The following is a 17,510-nucleotide window of genomic DNA, read 5'->3' as shown; positions in this document are numbered from 1 at the left end:
GCCGCCGCGGCGCCGGACGCGACGCTTTCACGCCAACCACCCGTTCGGCCCCCTCATGAATCGTTACCCACTCTGGAAATATGTCGTGATGGTCGTGGCGCTCGCCATCGGCCTTCTGTACACATTGCCCAACTTCTTCGGCGAAGCGCCGGCGGTGCAGGTGTCGAGCGGCAAGGCCACGGTCAAGCTCGACTCGACCACGCTGACCCAGGTCGAATCGGCGCTCGCATCCGCGCAGATCACGCCGGACGACGTCACCTTCGAGAACACGGCGACCAGCGCGAACATCCGCGTGCGCCTGAAGGACACCGATACGCAGCTGCGCGTCAAGGACCTGCTGCAGAAGTCGCTGAACACCGACCCGAACGATCCGCAGTACGTCGTCGCGCTGAACCTGCAGAGCGCGTCGCCGCGCTGGCTGACTGCCCTGCACGCGCTGCCGATGTATCTCGGCCTCGACCTGCGCGGCGGTGTCCACTTCCTGCTCCAGGTCGACATGACGGGCGCGCTCACGAAGAAGCTCGACTCCGACGCATCCGACGCGCGCTCGCTGCTGCGCGACAAGAACATCCGCGACGGCGGCGTGAGCCGCGTCGACCAGTCCGTCGTCGTCAACTTCAGCGATGCGCAGACCGCCGAAGACGCCCGCAAGGTGCTCGCGCAGTCGGTCACCGAACTGCAATGGGCGACCCAGCCCGGCGGCGGCGGCACGCAGGTCGTCGGCACGTTCACGCCGGCCGTGCAGAAGTCCGTCGAGGACGCCGCGCTCAAGCAGAACCTGACGACGCTCCACAACCGCGTGAACGAACTCGGCGTGTCGGAACCGATCCTGCAGCAGCAAGGCAGCGACCGCATCGTCGTCGAACTGCCGGGCGTGCAGGACACCGCGAAGGCGAAGGACATCATCGGCCGCACCGCGACGCTCGAGGCACGCCTCGCCGACCCGATCAACACGCACCCGAACCCGAACGACCCGGTTCCGCCGGGCGAGGAGCTGTTCACGCAGGGCATCCAGGCACCCGTGCTGCTGAAGAAGGACGTGATCTTCACCGGCGACCGCATCATCGATGCATCGGCCGGCTTCGACGAACACCAGCGTCCGTCGGTCAACATCCGCCTCGACTCGGCCGGCGGCCGCGCGGTGCGCACGGTGTCGCGCGACAACATCGGCAAGCCGATGGCGATGGTGCTGTTCGAGAAGGGCAAGGGCGAAGTGCTGACGGTCGCGACGATCCAGTCCGAACTCGGCGACCGCTTCCAGATCACGGGCCAGCCGACGCCGCAGGCCGCGGCCGACCTCGCGCTGCTGCTGCGCGCCGGTTCGCTCGCCGCACCGATGGACATCATCGAGGAACGCACGATCGGCCCGAGCCTCGGCGCCGACAACATCAAGATGGGCGTCCACTCGGTGATCTGGGGCTTCTGCGCGATCGCCGTGTTCATGATCGCGTACTACATGCTGTTCGGCGTGGTCTCGGTGATCGGCCTGTCGGTGAACCTGCTGCTGCTCGTCGCCGTGCTGTCGCTGATGCAGGCGACGCTGACGCTGCCCGGTATCGCCGCAATCGCGCTCGCGCTCGGCATGGCGATCGACTCGAACGTGCTGATCAACGAGCGCGTGCGTGAAGAACTGCGTGCGGGCCAGCCGCCGCAGCTCGCGATCCAGGCCGGTTACGCGCATGCGTGGGCGACGATTCTCGACTCGAACGTCACGACGCTGATCGCCGGCCTCGCGCTGCTCGCGTTCGGCTCGGGCCCGGTTCGCGCATTCGCGATCGTGCACTGCCTCGGTATCCTGACGTCGATGTTCTCCGCGGTGTTCTTCTCGCGCGGGATCGTCAACCTCTGGTACGGCGGCCGCAAGAAGCTGAAGTCGCTCGCGATCGGCCAGGTGTGGAGGCCGGAAGGCGCCGCTGCCGCCGCGTCGTTCACCGACGCGGACGAATCGACCGACACCGCGCGCGCCGCGAAGCTCGCCGCACCCGCGAAGGGCAATGCGCCGCGCGCCGGCAAGCCGCAGCTGCGCAACCGCGCGCAGCAAGGCGTGTCGCCGAAGAAACCGGGCTCGACCCAATAAGGCCCCGGAGACGAGACCATGGAATTTTTCCGCATCCGTAAAGACATTCCGTTCATGCGGCACGCGCTGGTGTTCAACGTGATCTCGCTGGTCACGTTCCTCGCCGCCGTGTTCTTCCTGTTCCACCGCGGGCTGCACCTGTCCGTCGAATTCACCGGCGGTACGGTGATCGAGGTGCAGTACCAGCAGGCGGCGGAGCTCGAACCCGTGCGCGCGACGCTCGGCAAGCTCGGCTACGCCGACGCGCAGGTGCAGAACTTCGGCACGTCGCGCAACGTGCTGATCCGGCTGCAGCTGAAGGAAGGCCTCACGTCCGCGCAGCAGAGCGACCAGGTGATGACCGCGCTGAAGGCGCAGAGCCCGGACGTCACGCTGCAGCGCGTCGAGTTCGTCGGCCCGCAGGTCGGCCGGGAGCTCGCGACCGACGGCCTGCTCGCGCTCGCGTGCGTCGTGATCGGCATCGTGATCTACCTGTCGTTCCGCTTCGAATGGAAGTACGCGGTCGCCGGCATCATCGCCAACCTGCACGACGTCGTGATCATTCTCGGCTTCTTCGCGTTCTTCCAGTGGGAGTTCTCGCTGGCGGTGCTCGCGGCGATCCTCGCGGTGCTCGGCTACTCGGTCAACGAGTCGGTCGTCATCTTCGACCGGATCCGCGAGACGTTCCGCCGCGAACGCAAGATGAGCGTGCAGGAAGTGATCAACCACGCGATCACGACCACGATGTCGCGGACGATCATCACGCACACGTCGACGGAAATGATGGTGCTGTCGATGTTCTTCTTCGGCGGCCCGACGCTGCACTACTTCGCGCTCGCGCTGACGGTCGGCATCATGTTCGGCATCTACTCGTCGGTGTTCGTCGCGGGCTCGCTCGCGATGTGGCTCGGCATCAAGCGCGAAGACCTGATCAAGGACAAGAAGACCGCGCACGATCCGGACGATCCGAACGCGGGCGCGCAGGTTTAAGCGCCGCGCCGTTTCGGCAAACGCAAGAAGGCCGGTCCTGTTTGGACCGGCTTTTTTTTTCATGCGCGCTGGCCGCTGTCGTGCGGCGCGCGGCCAGCCCGACAGGCGCCGTCACGGGTGTCGGCTACAATCGTCTCCGCCCTGCCCAGCAGCATGCCGGCCACTCGCCGGCGTGCAAGCACCCTCGCCCCCCGTCCGAACATGCGGTCCCGATGATGCCTCCGATGTGTGTCGTTCGTCGCCTCGCCGGCTGCGCAGCCGTCGCAGCTGCGTTGCTGCCGTGCACGCAACCTGCCGGCGCACAGTCGGCATCCGCACCAACAGCCGCGCCGCCTGTCTCACAACCCGTCGCCCCGCCTGTTCCCTCGGCCTCCCAGCCTGCCGCCGTATCGCCGTCACCCTGCCCGCCCGACTGGGAGCCGCAGATCTGCGAACTGAAGGCCGCCGTCGAAGTGCTGAAGAAGCAGCACCTGACCGACGTCGACATCGGCGAGCTGCTCGACGCCGCGACCCACGACGGGATCAAGACGCTGCCGTACGCACGCTTCTTCAACGCGAAGGAGGAGCAGGAGCGGCGCGACAACGAACGACGCTCGCGCGACGGTACACCCGGCATCGGGATCGTCTTCGAGACGCGGCCCGACGGGCTGCACATCATCGACGTGATTCCCGACGCACCGGCCGAGAAGGCCGGCGTGCGTCCCGACGATCTCGTCGTCGCGATGAACGACCGAAGCGTCGTCGGCATCGACAATAGCGAGCTCGTGAAACTCGCGAAGGGCGATGCGGGCGTCCCGCTGAAGCTCACGGTGCAGCGCGGCCCGAACCATGCGGTGCTGAACTTCGCGCCCGTGCGCGCGATCGTCAAGCCGCATCCGGCGATCGCGAAGCGGCTCGACGGCGACATCGTGTACACGCGTCTGTCGAGCTTTCCGGAGCCGGCGGTCGGCGACTTCATCGACGCGGTGCAGGTCGCGCGCCGCGCGGGCCCGCCGGTGAAAGGGATGATTCTCGACCTGCGCATCAACGGCGGCGGCGCGCTCAATGCGGCGATCGGCATCGCCGCGCTGTTCGCCGGACGCGACCGCACCGCGATGGTGACGGTCGAGCGCGGCGACACCCACCGCCGCCGCTTCTCGACCAACTGGCCCGACTACGAACTGCCGGTGATGCACGGGCAGGATCCGCTCGCGCCGCTGCAGGCCGACGACTGGTGGCGGACCGTGCCGCTCGTCGTGCTCGTCGACGGACAGAGCGCATCGGCCGCCGAAGCGACCGCGGCGGCGCTGAAGGATCTCGGCCGCGCAAAACTGCTCGGCATGCCGACCTACGGGAAGGGGCTCGCGCAGACGGGCGTCGACCTGATCGACGGCACGCGCCTGAATTTCACGTTCGCGCGCAACCTGCGGCCGAACGGCTGGCCGATGGACGGCTACGGCGTCGTGCCGGACTGGCTCGTGCCGCCGCGCCGCGACTCGGACGTCGACGGCGTGCTGCTGTGGTACCGGGAAGTCGATCTCGCACGCGCGCCGTATGCGGACCGGCTGGCGCCCGACCCGTTCGCGCCCGTGCGCAAGGAACGGCAAAAGCTGCGCGAAGCGCGCGTACGCGCGAAGGTCGACACGTCGAAGAGCGCGGCGCTGCCGCAGCGCACATTCGGCACCGCCGACGACTGGCAGTTGCAGCAGGCGCTCGCCGCACTCGCGGGGCGCCCCGTGCGGACCGTCGACGCGCCGGCGCAACTGATGCCCGCGCAGCCCGTGTGCGAACGCGGCGGCAACTGACGCGCCGCCGCCCTTCTACCGGAAGCCGAATCGCCGGCGCAGCACGACCAGCGCCGCGAGGCTCAGCACGGCTGCGAACATCAGGTAGAAGCTCGGCGCGGTCTTCATCCCGGTCGCGCGGATCAGCCACGCGATGATGAACGGCCCGAAGCCGCCGAAAATCGTCACCGCGACGTTATACGCGAGCGACATCCCGGTCGTGCGCGTCTGCACCGGAAACACCTCGGACAGCAGGCCCGGCAGCGCCGCGAAGTAGCCGGTCATCAGGAATGCGAGCAGCACCTGCAGCGCGATCAGCGTGCCGAAGCCCGGATGCGCGACCAGATACGCGAATGCCGGATAGATCAGCACGAGGATGCCGACGGCCGGCGCGATCATCACGCGCACACGGCCGTAACGGTCCGACCAGTGGCCGACGAGCGGCGCGAACGCCATCTGGATCACGCCGACGACGAGGATCGCCGCGAACGCGGCGGACGGTGCGAGGCCGAGCTGCTTGACGCCGTAGGTCGGCATGAACAGCACGAGATAGGTTGCGACGGTGCCGAGCACGACCACGCCCATCGCGGCGACCAGGCGCGCCTTGTGCGATGCGAACGTGTCGCGCAGCGGGCTCGCGGTGCCCTCGGCCGCGAGGAATTCGGGCGTCTCGTCGACCTTGGCGCGGATGTAGTACGCGACGGGCCCGATCAGCAGGCCGAAGAAGAACGGCACGCGCCAGCCCCACGAAGCCATCTGCGCGGCCGACAGCTGCGCGTTCAGCACGGTGCCGAAACCGGCGGCGAGCAGCGTCGTGAGCCCCTGGCTCGCGACCTGCCAGCTCGCGAAGAAGCCGCGCCGGCCCGGCACGTGTTCGGCGAGGAACGCGGTCGCGCTGCCGAACTCGCCGCCGGCCGAGAAACCCTGCATCAGCCGCGCGGCGACGAGGATCACCGGCGCGGCGACGCCGATCGTCTCGTAGGTCGGCAGCACCGCGATGATCAGCGTGCCGACCATCATCAGCAGGATCGACAGCGTGAGCGCGGCCTTGCGGCCCGCGCGGTCGGCATACGCGCCCAGCACGATCGCGCCGAGCGGCCGCATGAAGAACGACACGCCGAAGGTACCGAGCGTGAGCAGCAGCGACACGGTGTCGTTGCCGGCCGGAAAGAACAGCTTCGAGATCGTCACCGCGAAGAAGCCGTAGACGACGAGATCGAACCACTCGAGCGCGTTGCCGATCGACGCGGCGACCACCGCGCGCCACACGCGCGGCGACGAGGCAATGGAACGGGACTGCGTGGCGGCATGCATCGGCGATCTCCTTGTCGTTGTACGTTCTGTTCGAGGCGGCCGCGGCCACGCCCGCGCCGTCGGCCCGCCGGGCGCCGCGAGCGGCGCTCGGGCGATTATAGGCGCGCAAAAAAATACCGCCGCGCCCCGGTAACGGGAACGCGGCGGTTGGCTCGCGGCGGGCCGGCGCGGCGGCAGGCCCGGCCGACGGCGTTACTGCTGCTTGACGGCTTCGGCCGTGATCAGCAGCTTCGTCTTCATCTTGAAGCCGTACTGCTTGCCGTAGTCGAGGCCGAAATCGTCGCGGCTGAATTCGCCGACCGCGTCGACGCCGCACACTTCACGCTTGAGCATCGGGTGCGGCATGCACTTGAACGAATCGATCTTCAGCGTCAGCGGCTTCGTGACGCCATGCAGCGTCAGGTTGCCGACCACCGACACCGGCTTGTCGCCGTCGAACTTGATGGCGCCCTTGTAGGTCGCTTCCGGGTACTTCGATGCGTCGAAGAACTCGGCCGTCTGCAGGTGCTCGTCGAGCTTCGTGCTGCCCGTGCTGATCGAGCCGACCTCGGTCGTCACGTCGACCGTGCCGGTCTTCGCCGCGCGATCGAGCGTCACCGAGCCCTTCGACTTGTCGAACTTGCCGCGCCAGACCGACAGGCCGCCGAAGTGGTCGGCCTCGAAGCTCGGGTACGTGTGGCTCGGGTCGAACTGGTAGGTCGCGCTGTCGGCGAATGCCGAGAACGACAGCGAAGCGGCCAGTGCGCCGGCGGCGATCATCAGATGCTTTTTCAACTCATTCTCCTTGGAACGGCGCCGCGCCCTCGCGCGGCATTCGGGTGATGCGACAGGCCGCCGCTTACTTCGTGGCGACCAGATGGAACTTGATCTGCACTTCGTCCGCGACGATCGACGTGTCCTTCCACTCGCCGGTGCCGACGTTGAACGCCGAACGCTTGATCGGCAGCACGCCGTCGAAGGTCTGCGTCGCGCCGCTCTGCGTGACCGTGACGGGCACGGTGACGGCCTCGGACTTGCCCTTGATCGTCAGCTTGCCGGTCACGTTGTACTTGTTGCCGCCGGCCGGCGCGATCGCCGACGACACGAACGTCGCCTGCGGATACGCCTTCGCGTCGAACCAGTCCTTGCCCGCGACCTGGTCGTTGTACATCTTGTCGCCGAGGTCATAGCTCGCGACGTCGATCGTCATTTGCGCGCTGCCCTGCGCGGCCTTCGCCGGATCGAACTTCACCTGCGCGGAAAACTTCTTGAACGCGCCTTCGGTCGGCACGTTCATCTGCTTCGACACGGCGGACACCTTGCTCTTCGCGAGATCGACGTCGGCGAGCGCCGCGCCCGACGCGACAAGTGACACCGCGGCGAACGCGGTCAGCATGGAGCGGGAGAAAGACACTTTCATGGAATCCTTCATTTGGCAAAGGGAAGCATCCGCGACAGCAGGCCGTCGCGGTCCAACAACTGGTGCTTGAGCGCCGCGAGCACGTGCAGCGACACGAGCGCAAGCAGAATGTAATTCAAAGACACGTGGAGCGTCTTGAAGGTTTCCTTGAGCACCGGATCGGGATCGATCAGCCGCGGCAGCGGCACGATGCCGAGGTACACGACCGGGATGTTCGACGCCGAGCTGTACAGGTAGCCCGTGATCGGGATCACCAGCATCAGCACGTACAGCAGGATGTGCACGCCGTGCGACGCCGCACGCTGCCACGCCGGCGTGCCGCCCGGCAGCGGCGGCGGCACGTGCGTCGCGCGCCACAGCACGCGCACCACGGCCAGCGCGAACACCGTCACGCCGAGCCACTTGTGCCACGAGAAGTACTTCAGCTTCGTCGGCGTGAAGCCGGGGATGTCCGTCATCACCCAGCCCAGCGCGAAGGCGCAGACGATCAGCAGCGCGATCAGCCAGTGCAGCGCGATCGCGCTCTGCGTATAGCGTACCGGCGTGGCCGGCAGCGAATTCGATGCCATCTTGGGTTCCTCAGTTCAGCGAACAGCCGCGCCGGCCATGAGTCCGACGCTTGTCAAGGGCGCCATGCTACCGCAACCTTTAGACCCGCGCGGACTCTGAGGACAGGCGTGTCAGCCTGCTGCCCGCTTCCCGCCATGTTACCGATCGGTCACTAACCATACGATCGTTGACACCGCGAAAAAGGCGTTTTGGTAAGATTGGCGCGGGTTTCGGCCCCGTCGACGCGTTTTCCCGCCGTCGCGCAACCGCTTTTTCCATGCAACGAAACGACCTGATTGCCTGTCACGAGTGCGACGCACTGTTGCACAAACCGCGCCTCGGCCACCGCGAAATTGCGCGCTGTCCGCGCTGCGGCGCACTGCTCTATCGCGACAGCACCACGCAGATCGAGCGGATCTGCGCGCTCGCGCTCGCGGCGCTGATCACGTTCACGATCGCGCAGGCGTTCCCGATCCTCGAAATGGACGTGAACGGCAACCGCGTGCAGACGACGCTGATCGGCGCGATCGACTCGCTGTGGCGCCAGGACATGGCGGCCGTCGGCGTGATGGTGTTCTGCTCGACCGTGCTGTTCCCGCTCGTCGAGATGTCCGCGCTGCTGTACCTGCTGCTGCCGATCCGGCGCGGCGTCGTGCCGCCCGGTTTCAACCTGGTGCTGCGCGCGATCGAACTCGTGCGGCCATGGGGCATGATCGAGGTGTTCATGCTCGGGATCGTCGTGACGATCGTGAAGATGGTGAGCCTCGCACGTGTCGTTCCCGATGCCGCGCTGTTCGCGTTCGCCGCGCTCACGCTGATGATCGCCGTCGTGCTGATGTTCGATCCGCGCACGTTGTGGGACATCGCCGACGACCTGCGCGCCGGGCGCCCGCCCGGACAGCCGGAGCCGCCCGACACCGCCGCGCCGCCGCCCGAGGCCGCCCGCCGATGACGACGCCGACCGCCGCCCGCGAGGGCTATGCGAGCTGCCACACGTGCGGACTCGTGCAGACGCTCGACCGGCCGCATGCGCACTGCGCGCGCTGCGGCACCGCGCTGCATTTCCGCATCCCGAACAGCATCATGCGTACCTGGGCGCTGCTGCTCGCGGCCGCGATCCTCTACATTCCGGCGAACCTGCTGCCGATCATGCGCACCGCGTCGATCGTCGGCTCGCAGGAAGACACGATCATGAGCGGCGTCATCTATTTCTGGGTGTCGGGCGACTGGCCGCTCGCCGTCGTCGTATTCGTCGCGAGCATCCTCGTGCCGATGCTCAAGCTCGGCGTGCTGCTGATCCTCGTGATCAGCGCGCAGCGCCGCACCACCTGGCGGCCGCTGCAGCGCACGCGCCTGTTCCGGATCGTCGAGCGCATCGGCCGCTGGTCGATGCTCGACATCTTCGTCGTGACGCTCACCGTCGCGCTCGTCCATTTCCGTTCGCTCGCCGTCATCACGGCCGGCCCCGGCGCGCTCGCGTTCGGCTCGGTCGTGATCCTGACGATGCTCGCATCGATGCAGTTCGATCCCCGCCTGATCTGGGATCCAGTAGAAACCTCAGGGAATCACCATGAATAGTCCGCAAGGCCCGCAGCACGACCAGCCCCGGCCGCCCGATCCGACGATCTCGACGAAAAGCGGCTGGCTGCCGTCGCTCGTGTGGCTCGTGCCGCTGATCGCCGCGCTGATCGGCATCGGCCTCGTGATCAAGTCCGTGCGCGAGCGCGGCCCGGAAATCACGATCAGCTTCCACAGCGCCGAAGGGCTCGAGCCCGGCAAGACCCAGGTCAAGTACAAGGACGTCGAGATCGGCATGGTCAAGACGATCAAGCTGTCGAAAGATCTGTCGCGCGTGCTCGTCCAGGTGCAGCTCAAGAAGGAAGCCGAGGACTTCGCGGTCAAGGGCTCGCGCTTCTGGATCGTGCGGCCGCGCGTCGGCGCGACCGGCGTGTCGGGGCTCGGCACGCTGCTGTCCGGCGCGTATATCGGCGTCGACGCCGGCCACGGGCAGGATACGCTGACCGACTTTACGGGCTCCGAAACGCCGCCCGCCGTCACGGGCGACCAGAAAGGCACGCAATACGTGCTGCGCGGCGATTCGCTCGGCTCGGTCGACATCGGCTCGCCCGTCTACTACCGCCGCGTGCAGGTCGGCCAGGTGGTCGGCTTCTCGCTCGACAAGGACGGCACGGGCGTCACGGTCAACGTGTTCGTTACTGCGCCGTACGACCAGTACGTCGGCGTGAACTCGCGCTGGTGGCAGGCCAGCGGCGTCGACCTGCGGCTCGACTCGAGCGGCCTGAAGCTGAACACGCAGTCGCTCGCGACGGTGATCCTCGGCGGCATCGCATTCCAGACGCCGCCGAACCAGGGCAGCGGCACGACGGCGCCGAACAACACGACGTTCCGCCTGGCCTCCGACGAGGGCGACGCGATGCGCGACCCGGACGGCCAGCCGCTGCAGGTCGTGATGAACTTCAACCAGTCGCTGCGCGGGCTCGCCGTCGGCGCGACGGTCGACTTCCGCGGCATCGTGCTCGGCGAAGTGACGAACATCGGCATCGACTACGATCCGAAGACGAAGAACTTCACGATGCCGGTGACGATGAACGTGTATCCGGAGCGCCTCGGCCGCCGCTTCCGCGAAACGATCGAGAGCAAGGGCGAACCGGCGCGCCGCGAGATCGTCGAGCGGCTCGTCCAGCACGGGCTGCGCGGCCAGCTGCGCACCGGCAACCTGCTGACGAGCCAGCTTTACGTCGCGCTCGACTTCTTCCCGAAGGCGCCGGTCGTGAAGATCGACACGGCGCGCCAGCCGCTCGAACTGCCGACCGTGCCGAACACGCTCGACGAACTGCAGCTGCAGGTCGCCGACATCGCGAAGAAGCTCGACAAGGTGCCGTTCGACCAGATCGGCGCGAACCTGAACAGCGCGCTGTCGAACGCCGACAAGCTGTTCAAGCAGCTCGACACGCAGGTCGCGCCGGAAGCGCGCGACACGCTGTCGGCCGCGAAGCAGACCTTCTCGACCGCCGAGGCGACGCTGCAGCAGGATTCGCCGCTGCAATCCGACGTGCGCGGCGCGCTGAAGGAGCTCACGCGCACGCTGCAGTCGCTGAACGCGCTCGCCGATTATCTGGAGCGTCACCCCGAATCGCTGCTCAAGGGCAAGCCAGGAGATAAACAATGACGACACGCGTGAACGGTTTCGCGAGCGGCGCGGCGGCGGCCTTCGCCGCACTCGCGCTCGCCGCGTGCAGCTCGCCGCCCGCGCGGTTCTACACGCTCAGCCCGGCCGACGCCGCGGCCCCGGTGCGCACCGCGCCGGCCAACCCGGCGTTCCTGATCGAGGTGCCGTCCGTCGGCGTGCCCGAGCAGGTCGCGAAGAACCAGCTGGTCGTGCAGAAGAACGCCGCGCAGGTCGACGTGCTCGAGCAGGAACGCTGGGCGTCGCCGCCCGCCGACGAGATCCGCCGCGCGCTGTCGGACGATCTCGCCGCGCAGCTCGGCACGATCGACGTCGCGAATTCCGCGTACCCGCCCGGCGTGCCCGTGTATCGCATCAGCGTGAACGTACAGCGCTTCGAGTCGTGGCCCGGCAAGCGCGCAGCGGTCGACGCCGTGTGGAGCGTGCGCCCGCTCGGCACGCAGGCCGTGATGACCTGCCGCACGAGCGTCGCGGAACCGGTCGCCGACAGCTACGACGCGCTCGTCGCCGGCCACCGGCGCGCGCTCGACGTGATCGCCACGCAGGCCGCGGCCGGCGTGCGCGCGATGGCCGCAAGCCGCGGCACGACGCCCGCGACGGCGCCCGCGGCCGGCAGCAAGACGGCCGCCGCGCCGGTCGTGCCGTGCCCGGCAATCCCGACGTCCGGCGGCGACGCCGGCGCGACGGGCAAATCCGGCGGCGCATGAGCCGGCAGCGCTGACGGACATCCGAAGAACCGTTCGCCGGTGCGGCTTGGTCCGACGCGGCGCGTCTGCCGGCAGCCGCTTGCATGACACTGCCGCAGCCGATCGCATAGCGCTTCATCGGCCGAACGGCGACTTTGCATTGTTTGGCAAAGTCGGCCGGAACCGGCACCATGCAACGCGGTCGGCTTGCGTTTTCCGGCCCGATTGACGATCCTACGCACTTTCAGGCTCGCGCCGCTCGTCGTGCGCGCGAGCCGGCGGCGCCGGGCCGCGTTCGGCCCGACTGCCGTGCCTCCCGGCGCCCGGACGCGATCGGCGTGCACCGCAGCGGGGCAGCCGTACCGCGGGTCGCCGCGCATCGTCCGGCAACCGGCCCCGTCTCACCCGTTCTCCCCGGCGCCGTGCCGCATTCCCGGCCGGCATCCCGAACCCGCCCGTCCAGGGCTTTCGCTATTCCGTTTATGTTTCGTTCCCTGACGACCCTGATCAAGAAGTGGCGCGCGTCGCGCAATGCCGGCCACCAGCTCGATGCGCTGCTCGCGCACGCCGACGCCGATGCGTCGTACGCCGAGCGCAGCGAATGGCTGATCGAGCTCGCGCACTGGCTGCGCCGCAACGGCACGATGCAGGACGCGCCGGCCGAGCGCGACGCCGACGCACGCGCGTATCCGGCCCATGCGCGGCTGCGCTACCTGTTCCACGTGCTCGATCGCAACCCCGCATGGAAATCGCATGCCGCGCGCATCCTGCGCGGCATCCTGCGCGAGTGCGACGGCATCTCGCTGCTGTGCGACGCCGGCATGCCCGTGCACTCGGGCTTCTTCGGCGCGCTGTTCGAGCGGATCGACTCGTCGCTGATCCCGCCCGCGCCGAACCGCCGCGAACTGTCGGCGCTGTTCACGCTGATGTTCCCGGCACCCGGGGACGCGCAATGGATCGACGCGCTGCCCGACGACCTGCTCGCGCGCCTCGCCGAGCTGTTCTCGTTCGACGTCACCGACGAAGAGCGCCACGAGCCCGGCTCGTTCTCGCGCGACCTGCTGGCCGCGCTGCACAACCTGACCTGCCAGATCAGCTCGACCGGCCTGTCGCAGACGGTGCGCAGCCGGCTGTCCGACGACGATGCGCGCCAGCCGCTCGAAACGCAGCCGCTCTATCGCCTCACGCGTGCAATGCTCGCGGTCGAGACCGCGCACGCGGCCGTCGAGGACGGCGGCGACCCGAGCAAGCTGCTGCATGAGGTGAACTACCTGCGCGTGCTGCTCGACGAATGCCGGATCGCGGTCGACAACGTGTTCTCGCACCTGTACCGCAACGGCGTGTCGGTCGACATCGTGTTCCAGGTCGAACGGATGCGCATGCGCATCCTGCGCGCCGAAACGCTGCTGAACGCGTGGATGGCACGCGACGACCTGCACGGGATGGCACGCCTGACGGCCGAGCTGGTCGACGCGAACCAGAACAGCCAGAGCGTCACGCACCTCGTGCGCAGCAACTTCTCGCTGTTCGCGCGCAAGCTCGTCGAGACCAACGCGGACACCGGCGAGCACTACATCTCGCGCGGCCGCGCCGAGTACCTGAAGATGCTGCGGATGGCCGCCGGCGGCGGCCTCGTCACGGTCGTGACCGTGTGCGTGAAGTTCGCGATCACGGGCGCGCACCTGCAGTCGATGCTCGAAGGGCTGCTCGCGGGCGTCAACTACGCGGCCAGCTTCATGCTGATGCACTTCCTGCACTTCACGCTCGCGACCAAGCAGCCCGCGATGACCGCGCCGACGCTCGCGCGCGAACTCGACGACACCGGCCACGACGAAGGCGTGAAGGCGTTCGTGTCGTCGGTGATCGCGCTGATCCGCACGCAGGCGGCCGCGATTTCCGGCAACGTGCTCGTCGTGCTGCCCGTGTGCCTGCTCGTGCAGCTGTTCGCGGGCAATGTGCTGCACGCGAACCTGATCTCGCCGGAGAAGGCGCACGCGACGCTGCACTCGTTCTCGCTGCTCGGCCCGACGCCGCTCTACGCGGCGCTGACGGGCGTGCTGCTGTGGGCGTCGAGCCTGCTCGCGGGCTGGGCCGACAACTGGTTCGTGCTGCACCGGGTCGGCGACGCGCTCACCTACAACCGCCGGCTGCGCCTGACGCTCGGCGCGGCCGGCGCCGCGAAGCTCGCGCACTTCTGCCGGTCGAACGTCGCGGGCGTGGTCGCGAACGTCGGCCTCGGCCTGATGCTCGGCCTCGTTCCGGCGATCGTCACCGTGTTCATGTTCCCGTTCGAGGTCCGGCACGTGACGCTGTCGGCCGGCTCGATCGGGATCGCGCTCGGCGTGCTGGGCAAGGGTGCGCTCGGGACGCCCGAGCTGTGGTGGGCCGGCGCCGGCGTGCTCAGCATGGCGATCCTCAACGTGCTCGTGAGCTTCGCGCTCGCGTTCACGATGGCCGTGCGCTCGCGCAGCCTGCGCCCGACCAAGGTGCGCGCGCTCGTCGCCGCGATCGTGCGCACGGTTCTGTCGAATCCGCTCGCGCTGTTCTGGCCGGCCGCCGGCCAGGCCGCGCGCACCGGCCAGCCGGGCGCGCACTGAGCCTGAGGCGGCGCGGCGGTGCCCCACCGGGCGCCGCTGCGCCGGCCTCCCCGCGCGAACGCGGCCGTCGCGCCTGCGCCGCCGCGCCGAAACGCCGGCCCCGGTCGCCCGCGCCGCGTACAATGATGGACTTTTGCACGTCCTCACCCGCCTTATGTCCTCGCCCACCCTGTACGAATTCTTCGCCCCCTGCCCGCGCGGCCTCGAAGCGGCGCTTGCCGCCGAGCTGGCCGAAATCGCCGGCCGCCACCTGAACGGCGCGCCGTTCACCGCGGGCGCGCAGGTGCCGGGCGGCGTCCATTTCAGCGGCGGCTGGGCCGCCGGCATGGCCGCGAACCTCCATTCGCGGATCGCGAGCCGGATCCTGCTGAAGATCGCGCACCGCGCGTACCGCAACGAGCAGGATGTCTATGCGCTCGCGCTCGAGCAGCCGTGGGAGCGCTGGTTCGCGGCGACGCAGACGCTGCGCGTCGACATCACCGCGATCAAGTCGCCGCTGAAAAGCCTCGAATTCGCGACGTTGCGCGTGAAGGACGCGATCTGCGACCGGATGCGCGACAAGACCGGCGCCCGCCCGAGCATCGACACGGGTGCGCCGGACGTGCGCGTGTTCGCGTTCCTGACGGCCAACGAGTGCACGCTGTACCTCGACACGTCGGGCGAGCCGCTGTTCAAGCGCGGCTGGCGCCTCGACAAGGGCGCGGCGCCGCTGCGCGAGAACCTCGCGGCCGGCATCCTGCGCCTGACGGGCTGGACGCCCGGCACGCCGCTGTACGACCCGATGTGCGGCAGCGGCACGTTCCTCGCGGAAGCCGCGCAGATCGCGCTCGGCGTGGCGCCGGGCGTCGAACGCCGATTCGGCTTCGAAAAGCTCAAGCAGTACGACATCACCGCATGGCAGGGGCTGAAGGTGCCGGCGCTGGACGCGAAGCGCGCGGCGCGCGGCAAGCGCGGCGATGCGCTCGGCGTGTACGGCAGCGACATTTCCGGCGACATGCTCGAAAAGGCGCGCGCGAACCTCGAGCGCGCGGGCGTGCCGTCGGTGTGGCTCAAGCAAGTCGACGCGCGCGGGATGACGCCGCCGTGCGACGGGCCGGGCATCATCCTCGCGAACCCGCCGTACGGCGAGCGGATCGAAGTGCGCGGCCGCAGCGCGCGCGGCGAGGTGCGCGAAACCGGCCGCAACCGCGGCAACGACGACGCGTTCCGCCGCACGCACACCGACGCGCCGGACAGCGAGTTCTTCAACGCGCTCGGCGATGCGCTGAAGCAGCGCTTCACGGGCTGGCAGGCATTCCTGCTGACGTCCGACCGTTCGCTGCCGGGCCAGTTGCGGCTGCGCGAATCGGCGAAGACGCCGCTGTTCAACGGCGCGCTCGAATGCCGGCTGTTCCGCTTCGACCTGATCGCCGGCAGCGTGAAGGCGCGCCCGGCCGCGCCGGAAGGCGACGCGTAAGCGACACCGTCGCGCGGGGCCGCCATCGCGGCGCCCGCGCGCTCCTCCCGCCGGCGCGCGTCAGTGCTTCGACTTCGACCAGCGCGCCATCGTGAACGGCAGTGCGTGCCCCGTCTCGAGCAGCGTCTTCAGGCTCGACAGCACGACCGGCCAGCCGCCGCGAATCCCGCGATCCATCTCCGAACCGGCCACGAGCCCGTCGTGCGTGACGGTCAGCTTCACGACGCCCTCGTGCGGCTCGACGAGATAGGTCACGCGCGATTCCTCGCCGTCTCCCGACGGCGCACGCCACGTGACGACCAGCCGGTGCGGCGGATCGTTCTCGACCACTTCGCCGACGATGTCGACCCGCGACGGATCGTCGTAGTCCTGATGTTCCCACCGCGATCCCGGCCGCCAGTCGGGCGATGCGTTACGATGCCGGACCCAGTAGTCCTTCGTCAGCTCGGCGTTGGTCAGTGCGTCGAACACGCGCTCGGGCGTCGCCGCGATGAAGGTCACGTACACAAAGGCGGGGTTAGCCATCGTCGTCTCCTGTGCCGCGGGCCGCTTCCAGCCCGCGCTTGAGATCCGCCAGCGCCTGCAGGCGCTGACGCTCGAACTTGCCGATCCAGCGTTCCGCGATGTCGTGGATCGGCACCGGATTCAGGTAATGCAGCTTCTCCCTGCCGCGCCATGCGGTTGCGACGAGATTCGCGGCCTCGAGCAGCGCGAGATGCTTGCTCACGGCCTGCCGGCTCATCGCGAGTCCGTCGCACAGCTCGGACAGGGTCTGGCCGCTTTTCGCATGCAGCAGGTCGAGCAACTGACGGCGCGTGGCATCGGCCAGCGCCTTGAAAACGAGATCCATGCCGCTCCCGGGTCGATGGCCTCATTATGCAACCAAACAGTTGCATGTCAAGGATGACAACTCTACTGACAATACGGTGTCAGCAGGCCGCGCTCACACTGCAATCCCGGCGCAATGCAACGCTGGTTTCCACACAGAACCCGAATAACAACGCAACAAGGAGTTCGTCATGACGTCCGCAACTGCCACCGCAACCCTGGAACGCGCGATCGCGTGGTTCGACATTCCGTCCCTCGATTTCGATCGCGCGATCCGTTTTTACGAAACCATGCTGCAAACCACGCTGCAGCGCGAAGTGATCGGCGGCGTGCCGATGGCGATGTTCGATCACGAGGCGTCGAGCACGGGCGGCAGCATCGTGTTCGATCCGCAGCAGATGAAGCCGAGCGCGAACGGCGTGCTCGTCTACCTGAACGCCGGCGACTCGGTCGTCGCGGCGCTCGAACGCGCGAAGCGCGCAGGCGGCATCGTGCAAGGCTCCGTCGTCGAGCTGCCGAACAACTACGGCTACATCGGCTACCTGATCGATACCGAAGGCAACCGCGTCGGCCTGCACGCGCCGAAATGCCATTGAGCGCATCGGCCATCGGGGCGGCGCGGCGCTATCATCGCGAAGTCCCCTTAGCCGTTGGAATCGAGGTG

The 17,510-nt window shown here is 68.3% G+C and carries 16 protein-coding genes; 10 read left to right on the top strand and 6 right to left on the bottom strand.

All coding sequences use genetic code 11. The features are described 5' to 3' along the window. Positions 1-55 precede the first annotated feature (55 nt). From secD to MRS60_RS03345, 3 genes are all read left to right on the top strand, one after another. Positions 56-2,077: a protein translocase subunit SecD gene (gene secD, locus MRS60_RS03355; protein ID WP_034182771.1), complete on the top strand. Its 2,022-nt coding sequence runs from the start codon at positions 56-58 to the stop codon at positions 2,075-2,077. Positions 2,078-2,095: 18 nt separating this feature from the next. Then, positions 2,096-3,046, top strand: a complete 951-nt coding sequence (gene secF, locus MRS60_RS03350; RefSeq protein WP_034182770.1) for a protein translocase subunit SecF — start codon at positions 2,096-2,098, stop codon at positions 3,044-3,046. 224 nt (positions 3,047-3,270) lie between these two features. Further along, positions 3,271-4,830, top strand: coding sequence for a S41 family peptidase (locus MRS60_RS03345; RefSeq protein WP_243565208.1), 1,560 nt, complete (start codon positions 3,271-3,273; stop codon positions 4,828-4,830). A gap of 15 nt (positions 4,831-4,845) precedes the next feature. On the opposite strand, the gene MRS60_RS03340 is transcribed toward MRS60_RS03345, so the two are convergent. The 4 genes from MRS60_RS03340 to MRS60_RS03325 all read right to left on the bottom strand — a co-directional run bounded on the left by MRS60_RS03340 (position 4,846) and on the right by MRS60_RS03325 (position 8,091). Continuing rightward, positions 4,846-6,123, bottom strand: a complete 1,278-nt coding sequence (locus MRS60_RS03340) for an MFS transporter (RefSeq protein WP_105389829.1) — start codon at positions 6,121-6,123, stop codon at positions 4,846-4,848. A gap of 192 nt (positions 6,124-6,315) precedes the next feature. Further along, on the bottom strand, positions 6,316-6,897 hold the full coding sequence (locus MRS60_RS03335; protein ID WP_034182767.1) for a YceI family protein: 582 nt from the start codon (positions 6,895-6,897) through the stop codon (positions 6,316-6,318). A gap of 64 nt (positions 6,898-6,961) precedes the next feature. Continuing rightward, positions 6,962-7,522, bottom strand: coding sequence for a YceI family protein (locus MRS60_RS03330; protein WP_034183410.1), 561 nt, complete (start codon positions 7,520-7,522; stop codon positions 6,962-6,964). Positions 7,523-7,530: 8 nt separating this feature from the next. Beyond that, complete coding sequence (locus MRS60_RS03325; protein WP_034182766.1) at positions 7,531-8,091, bottom strand: cytochrome b; 561 nt, start codon at positions 8,089-8,091, stop codon at positions 7,531-7,533. 257 nt (positions 8,092-8,348) lie between these two features. On the opposite strand from MRS60_RS03325, the gene MRS60_RS03320 reads away from it, so the two are divergent. The 6 genes from MRS60_RS03320 (at position 8,349) to MRS60_RS03295 (ending at position 16,018) form a co-directional block, all read left to right on the top strand. Next, positions 8,349-9,023 (top strand): paraquat-inducible protein A, encoded by a 675-nt coding sequence (locus tag MRS60_RS03320; protein WP_034182765.1) that lies wholly within the window; start codon positions 8,349-8,351, stop codon positions 9,021-9,023. Then, a complete protein-coding gene (locus tag MRS60_RS03315; RefSeq protein ID WP_034182764.1) occupies positions 9,020-9,649 on the top strand; it encodes a paraquat-inducible protein A in 630 nt (209 codons plus the stop codon). The genes MRS60_RS03320 and MRS60_RS03315 overlap by 4 nt, the downstream gene beginning before the upstream one ends. Further along, positions 9,642-11,261, top strand: coding sequence for an intermembrane transport protein PqiB (locus MRS60_RS03310; protein ID WP_034182763.1), 1,620 nt, complete (start codon positions 9,642-9,644; stop codon positions 11,259-11,261). Before MRS60_RS03315 ends, MRS60_RS03310 begins: the two co-directional genes overlap by 8 nt. After that, entirely contained in the window at positions 11,258-11,986 is a 729-nt protein-coding gene (locus MRS60_RS03305) for a PqiC family protein (protein ID WP_034182762.1), read from the top strand. The genes MRS60_RS03310 and MRS60_RS03305 overlap by 4 nt, the downstream gene beginning before the upstream one ends. A 461-nt stretch (positions 11,987-12,447) precedes the next feature. Then, positions 12,448-14,562: a site-specific recombinase gene (locus MRS60_RS03300; RefSeq protein ID WP_243565207.1), complete on the top strand. Its 2,115-nt coding sequence runs from the start codon at positions 12,448-12,450 to the stop codon at positions 14,560-14,562. Positions 14,563-14,716: 154 nt separating this feature from the next. Beyond that, positions 14,717-16,018, top strand: a complete 1,302-nt coding sequence (locus tag MRS60_RS03295) for a THUMP domain-containing class I SAM-dependent RNA methyltransferase (RefSeq protein WP_072436300.1) — start codon at positions 14,717-14,719, stop codon at positions 16,016-16,018. 60 nt (positions 16,019-16,078) lie between these two features. Here MRS60_RS03295 and MRS60_RS03290 read toward each other — a convergent pair whose 3' ends face one another. Then, positions 16,079-16,543 carry an SRPBCC family protein gene (locus MRS60_RS03290; RefSeq protein WP_105389831.1) on the bottom strand — a complete coding sequence of 155 codons (465 nt, stop codon included), beginning with the start codon at positions 16,541-16,543 and terminating at the stop codon, positions 16,079-16,081. Then, positions 16,536-16,868: an ArsR/SmtB family transcription factor gene (locus tag MRS60_RS03285; protein ID WP_034182758.1), complete on the bottom strand. Its 333-nt coding sequence runs from the start codon at positions 16,866-16,868 to the stop codon at positions 16,536-16,538. The genes MRS60_RS03290 and MRS60_RS03285 overlap by 8 nt, the downstream gene beginning before the upstream one ends. A gap of 169 nt (positions 16,869-17,037) precedes the next feature. Here MRS60_RS03285 and MRS60_RS03280 point away from each other — a divergent pair, with 169 nt between their 5' ends. Further along, entirely contained in the window at positions 17,038-17,442 is a 405-nt protein-coding gene (locus MRS60_RS03280; RefSeq protein WP_034182757.1) for a VOC family protein, read from the top strand. Positions 17,443-17,510 lie beyond the last annotated feature (68 nt).

Source organism: Burkholderia pyrrocinia, from assembly GCF_022809715.1.
In the GTDB taxonomy this organism is placed as follows: domain Bacteria; phylum Pseudomonadota; class Gammaproteobacteria; order Burkholderiales; family Burkholderiaceae; genus Burkholderia; species Burkholderia pyrrocinia_C.
This window is presented reverse-complemented; position numbering and strand designations above follow the sequence as displayed.

What these genes read in the sequence shown, in the direction of transcription:
- secD (WP_034182771.1), top strand. Translation starts at nt 56, where the DNA reads ATGAATCGTTACCCACTCTGGAAATATGTCGTGATGGTCGTGGCGCTC.
- secF (WP_034182770.1), top strand. Translation starts at nt 2,096, where the DNA reads ATGGAATTTTTCCGCATCCGTAAAGACATTCCGTTCATGCGGCACGCG.
- MRS60_RS03345 (WP_243565208.1), top strand. Translation starts at nt 3,271, where the DNA reads ATGTGTGTCGTTCGTCGCCTCGCCGGCTGCGCAGCCGTCGCAGCTGCG.
- MRS60_RS03340 (WP_105389829.1), bottom strand. Translation starts at nt 6,123, where the DNA reads ATGCATGCCGCCACGCAGTCCCGTTCCATTGCCTCGTCGCCGCGCGTG.
- MRS60_RS03330 (WP_034183410.1), bottom strand. Translation starts at nt 7,522, where the DNA reads ATGAAAGTGTCTTTCTCCCGCTCCATGCTGACCGCGTTCGCCGCGGTG.
- MRS60_RS03325 (WP_034182766.1), bottom strand. Translation starts at nt 8,091, where the DNA reads ATGGCATCGAATTCGCTGCCGGCCACGCCGGTACGCTATACGCAGAGC.
- MRS60_RS03320 (WP_034182765.1), top strand. Translation starts at nt 8,349, where the DNA reads ATGCAACGAAACGACCTGATTGCCTGTCACGAGTGCGACGCACTGTTG.
- MRS60_RS03315 (WP_034182764.1), top strand. Translation starts at nt 9,020, where the DNA reads ATGACGACGCCGACCGCCGCCCGCGAGGGCTATGCGAGCTGCCACACG.
- MRS60_RS03310 (WP_034182763.1), top strand. Translation starts at nt 9,642, where the DNA reads ATGAATAGTCCGCAAGGCCCGCAGCACGACCAGCCCCGGCCGCCCGAT.
- MRS60_RS03305 (WP_034182762.1), top strand. Translation starts at nt 11,258, where the DNA reads ATGACGACACGCGTGAACGGTTTCGCGAGCGGCGCGGCGGCGGCCTTC.
- MRS60_RS03300 (WP_243565207.1), top strand. Translation starts at nt 12,448, where the DNA reads ATGTTTCGTTCCCTGACGACCCTGATCAAGAAGTGGCGCGCGTCGCGC.
- MRS60_RS03295 (WP_072436300.1), top strand. Translation starts at nt 14,717, where the DNA reads ATGTCCTCGCCCACCCTGTACGAATTCTTCGCCCCCTGCCCGCGCGGC.
- MRS60_RS03290 (WP_105389831.1), bottom strand. Translation starts at nt 16,543, where the DNA reads ATGGCTAACCCCGCCTTTGTGTACGTGACCTTCATCGCGGCGACGCCC.
- MRS60_RS03285 (WP_034182758.1), bottom strand. Translation starts at nt 16,868, where the DNA reads ATGGATCTCGTTTTCAAGGCGCTGGCCGATGCCACGCGCCGTCAGTTG.
- MRS60_RS03280 (WP_034182757.1), top strand. Translation starts at nt 17,038, where the DNA reads ATGACGTCCGCAACTGCCACCGCAACCCTGGAACGCGCGATCGCGTGG.